The sequence below is a fragment of the Serratia sp. (in: enterobacteria) genome, assembly GCF_046715635.1.
Taxonomy (GTDB): domain Bacteria; phylum Pseudomonadota; class Gammaproteobacteria; order Enterobacterales; family Enterobacteriaceae; genus Chania.
The window spans coordinates 1-4,304 of the sequence record NZ_JBKJYW010000391.1; the positions used below are offsets into that span (position 1 = coordinate 1).

Below are 4,304 nucleotides of genomic sequence, written 5' to 3' on the forward strand. Positions count from 1 at the left end.
GAAATACGCTTGCAGTTCCGTTAGCCTTCTGCATAAAATGCCGCGCTTATAATAATTATTCTCGTTCACATTCGTTATCAAACCACATCAGAGAAACCAGACATGCCGACCAAGCGTCACTCCTCATCACCGGCCAAATCAGGCTTGTTCCCCGTAAGCGTCTTGGCTGCCACGATCGCGGCTACGCTAACCTTGCCTGCGGTTGCGGCTCAGACTACTGCTGCCGCGGATGCTGATACCATTACGGTGGTTGGGGGCGGCAGCGGAGGTGCTCCGCAGGAAAACGCATGGGGCCCGGTTGGCACCATCGTGGCGAAACGCAGCGCTACCGGCACCAAAACGGATACGCCGTTGGTGAAGACTCCTCAATCGGTGTCTGTGGTTACGCGTGAACAAATGGACGTTATGCAGCCTTCCTCGGTGAAAGAAGCGTTAGGCTTCACCCCTGGAGTGATGGTGGGCAGCCGCGGCAGCTCCAACGTCTATGATGCGGTTTATATTCGTGGTTTTGGCTCGGTTAACCAGAATATCTATCTGGATGGCTTGAAGCTGCAAGGCGACTACTTTAACGAAGCCGTCATCGATCCTTATTTCCTGGAGCGGGCCGAAGTGCTGCGCGGGCCTTCTTCCGTGCTTTACGGTAAAAGCAGCCCGGGTGGGATTATCTCGCTGATCAGCAAGCGCCCAACCACGGAACCGCTGAAAGAAATCCAATTTAAAATGGGCACAGATAATCTGTTCCAGACCGGTTTTGATTTCAGCAATGCATTGGATGATGACGGCAAGTATTCCTTCCGCCTGACCGGGTTGGCGAAAGATGCTGACGCTCAGCAGGAGATGGCCAAGGAAAAACGCTATACCATTGCGCCTTCATTCAGCTGGCAACCCGATGAGCATACCAACCTGACGCTGTATTCCTACCTGCAAAACGATCCTAACCTGGGTTACTACGGCTGGTTGCCGATGCAGGGAACGGTGGTCAACGCGCCTTATGGCAAGTTGCCAACCAGCTTCAACGAAGGCGAAAAGAGTAACTTCTATTCGCGTCAGACGCGCATGTTTGGTTACAGCTTCTCCCATGATTTCGATGATACCTGGGCCGTGCGCCAGAACCTGCGTTATATGCAACTGCATACCAACCAGAACAATATCTATGGCACCGGCGTAAACGCCGACAATACGACCCTCAACCGTAACTATATCGCTTCGGATGAGCGCCTGAATAACTTCAGCGTTGATACACAGGGTCAGGCCAAGTTTGCGACTGGCCGCGTGGATCATACGTTGCTGGCCGGCGTAGATTTTATGCGCATGAGTAACGATATTCAGGGCGGGTGGGGCGTGGCTAGTCCACTGGATCTGGCCAATCCACAGTTTGGTAATTACACCAAGGGGGCGTTAAACCCAACCAGTAAGGTTAATGGTCAACGGCAGGTGGGTATTTACCTGCAGGAACAGGCCGAGTGGAACCAATGGATCCTGACAGCCGGCACGCGTTATGACTGGGCTAAGAGCACCGTTGAGGATCGCACCGACATGGCTACGATCCCCTACAGCGAGCAGAAAGACCACCAGTCTACCAATCGCATCGGCCTGAACTATCTGTTCGACAACGGCATCTCGCCGTATGTCAGCTATGCGCAATCCTTCGAGCCGAACGTGGGCGCAGGTTATGACGGCAAAGCCTTCGTTCCTTCCAAAGGCGAACAGTATGAAGCTGGCGTGAAATACATGCCAAAAGATCGCCCTGTCTCTGCCACCATTGCCATCTACCAACTGACCAAGTCAAATAACCTGGTCACGGATGTTGAGCATGCCGATAAAGGTTGGTTCCAGCAGCAAACCGGGGAGATTCGCTCTCGCGGCGTAGAGTTGGAAGGCAAGGCGGCGCTGACGGCTAACGTCAACCTGCTGGCGTCCTATACCTATACCGATGCTGAATACACCGAAGACACCACCAACCAGGGCAATACGCCAGCGATCATTCCTAAGCATATGGCCTCGCTGTGGGGGGATTATACCTTCCACGAAACCGCACTTAGCGGCCTGACGCTGGGCGCAGGTGTGCGCTATACCGGCTCAACCTATGGTGACGAAGCCAACACCTTCAAAGTGCCGGACTACACCGTGTGGAATACCGTGATCAAGTATGATTTGGCGCGCCTCAATCTGCCAGGTTCTTCCGTGGCGCTTAACGTCAACAACCTGTTTGATAAAGAGTATGTCTCTAGCTGTTTCGCCACCTATGGCTGTTTCTGGGGAGCAGAACGTCAAGTGGTCGCCACGGCAACCTTCAGTTTCTAATCGGCTAACGGGGGCGGCCTTTGGTCGCTCCCTGCCAAGCAGGGCCTATGCAGGATAAACACCTTAATCGCGATGCTACGTTCCAGCTCGACCGCGTGAGCTTTGCCGTGCCAGGGCGGGTGCTGTTACAGCCGCTGTCATTGGCCTTTCCTCAAGGCAAAGTCTGTGGATTGATTGGTCATAATGGCTCCGGCAAATCCACGCTGTTGAAAATCCTTGGTCGTCATCAAAATCCTACCGCGGGCCAGGCATTGCTGAATGGGCAACCGCTGGGCCAATGGGATAGCAAAGCCTTTGCTCGCCAAGTGGCCTATCTGCCGCAGCAATTGCCCGCAGCGGAAGGGATGACGGTGCGCGAACTGGTCGCCATCGGCCGCTACCCGTGGCACGGCGCGTTAGGCCGTTTCAAGGCTGGCGATCGCGAGTTGGTGGAAGAGGCTATCGGGCTGGTGGGGCTGAAACCCTTTGCCAACCGCTTGGTAGACAGCCTGTCCGGCGGTGAACGTCAACGAGCCTGGCTGGCGATGATGGTCGCGCAGGATAGCCGTTGTTTGTTGCTCGATGAACCGACCTCGGCGTTGGATATCGCCCATCAGGTTGAAGTGCTGGCGTTGATCCAACGCCTGAGCCATGAGCGCGGCCTGACGGTGATTGCCGTGCTGCATGACATCAACATGGCGGCTCGTTATTGCGACCATCTGGTGGCGTTACGCGGTGGCGAAATGATTGCTCAGGGGGCACCGCTTGAGCTGATGCAAGGGCCGGTGTTGGAACAGATCTACGGCATCCCGATGGGCATATTGCCGCATCCAAGTGGCGGTGCACCAGTGAGCTTCGTTTATTAATGCCTACCTCTGCCGATTTTCATCATGATCCGCTGCGCCGGCGTTTATTAACGGCGATGGCATTATCGCCTCTGCTGTTTTCTTTACCGTCGCGTGCGACAGGTTTACCCGATATAACCCGTATCGCGGCATTGGAGTGGCTACCGGTCGAGCTGCTGATTGCACTGGGCGTGATGCCGCAGGCGGTTGCCGATATCCACAACTACAACCTGTGGGTACGAGATCCTCGATTGCCGTACTCGGTGATCGACGTGGGTCAACGTACCGAACCCAATCTGGAGCTGTTGCAACAGCTCAAACCTTCTCTGATCCTGCTTTCCAAAGGCTATGGCCCTTCGCCACAAAAACTGCAGCCTATCGGGCCGACGATGGAGTTTGGCTTTAACGACGGCAGCGGTAAACCACTCACCGTGGGCAAAAACTCGTTGCTGCAATTGGCACAGCGGCTAGGTCTGGAGGCGCGGGCTACCCAGCATCTGCAACAGTTTGATGCTTTCATGCTGGAGGCGCGCAACCGCCTGGCGGGGTATCGGCAACAGCCGTTGCTGCTGTTTTCCCTGCTCGATCCCCGGCATGTGTTGGTGATCGGCCAGAAGAGCCTGTTTCAAGAAGTGATGGATCAGCTAGGTATCGAGAATGCCTGGCAGGGGGAAACCAACTTCTGGGGCACCTCGGTGGTGGGGATAGAACGTCTGGCGACAATAAAAAATGCGCGAGCGATTTATCTCGATCACGGCAATCAGGCCATGATGGATAAGGTCAGCAAGACGCCGCTGTGGCAGGCCTTACCGTTTATCCGCCAGGGCCAACTGCGGCAGATGCCAGCGGTATGGTTCTACGGCGCCACGCTGTCGGCTATGCGCTTTTGCCGCTTGCTGGAGCAGGCGCAGGAGACTCACTCATGAGTGCACGCCTGCGTATCTTGCCGATAGCGCTGATTCTGTTATTGCTGGCAGCAGCGGGGGGCCTGACGCTCTTCAACCTGCTGCATCAACTGCCGTGGGGCCAGTGGTCACAGGCATTGGTACAGCCAGACATCGACAATGTCGATCAGATGCTGTTCCACTACAGCCTGTTGCCACGCCTGTCAGTCTCGTTGCTGGTGGGGGCAGGGTTGGGATTGGTTGGCGTGCTGTTCCAGCAGGTATTACGCAA

The 4,304-nt window shown here is 55.5% G+C and carries 4 protein-coding genes; all 4 read left to right on the top strand.

Translation table 11 applies throughout. The features are described from left to right. The first annotated feature begins 102 nt into the window (after positions 1–102). Entirely contained in the window at positions 103–2,304 is a 2,202-nt protein-coding gene (gene fhuA, locus ACLQ7H_RS20280; protein ID WP_411754221.1) for a ferrichrome porin FhuA, read from the top strand. A 47-nt stretch (positions 2,305–2,351) separates the two neighbouring features. Beyond that, on the top strand, positions 2,352–3,149 hold the full coding sequence (gene fhuC / locus ACLQ7H_RS20285) for a Fe3+-hydroxamate ABC transporter ATP-binding protein FhuC (RefSeq protein ID WP_411754222.1): 798 nt from the start codon (positions 2,352–2,354) through the stop codon (positions 3,147–3,149). Beyond that, positions 3,149–4,054, top strand: coding sequence for a Fe(3+)-hydroxamate ABC transporter substrate-binding protein FhuD (gene fhuD, locus ACLQ7H_RS20290; protein ID WP_411754223.1), 906 nt, complete (start codon positions 3,149–3,151; stop codon positions 4,052–4,054). The genes fhuC and fhuD overlap by 1 nt, the downstream gene beginning before the upstream one ends. Further along, the coding region (locus ACLQ7H_RS20295) for an iron chelate uptake ABC transporter family permease subunit (protein ID WP_411754224.1) at positions 4,051–4,304 on the top strand (254 nt) is incomplete at its 3' end. The genes fhuD and ACLQ7H_RS20295, both read left to right, overlap by 4 nt.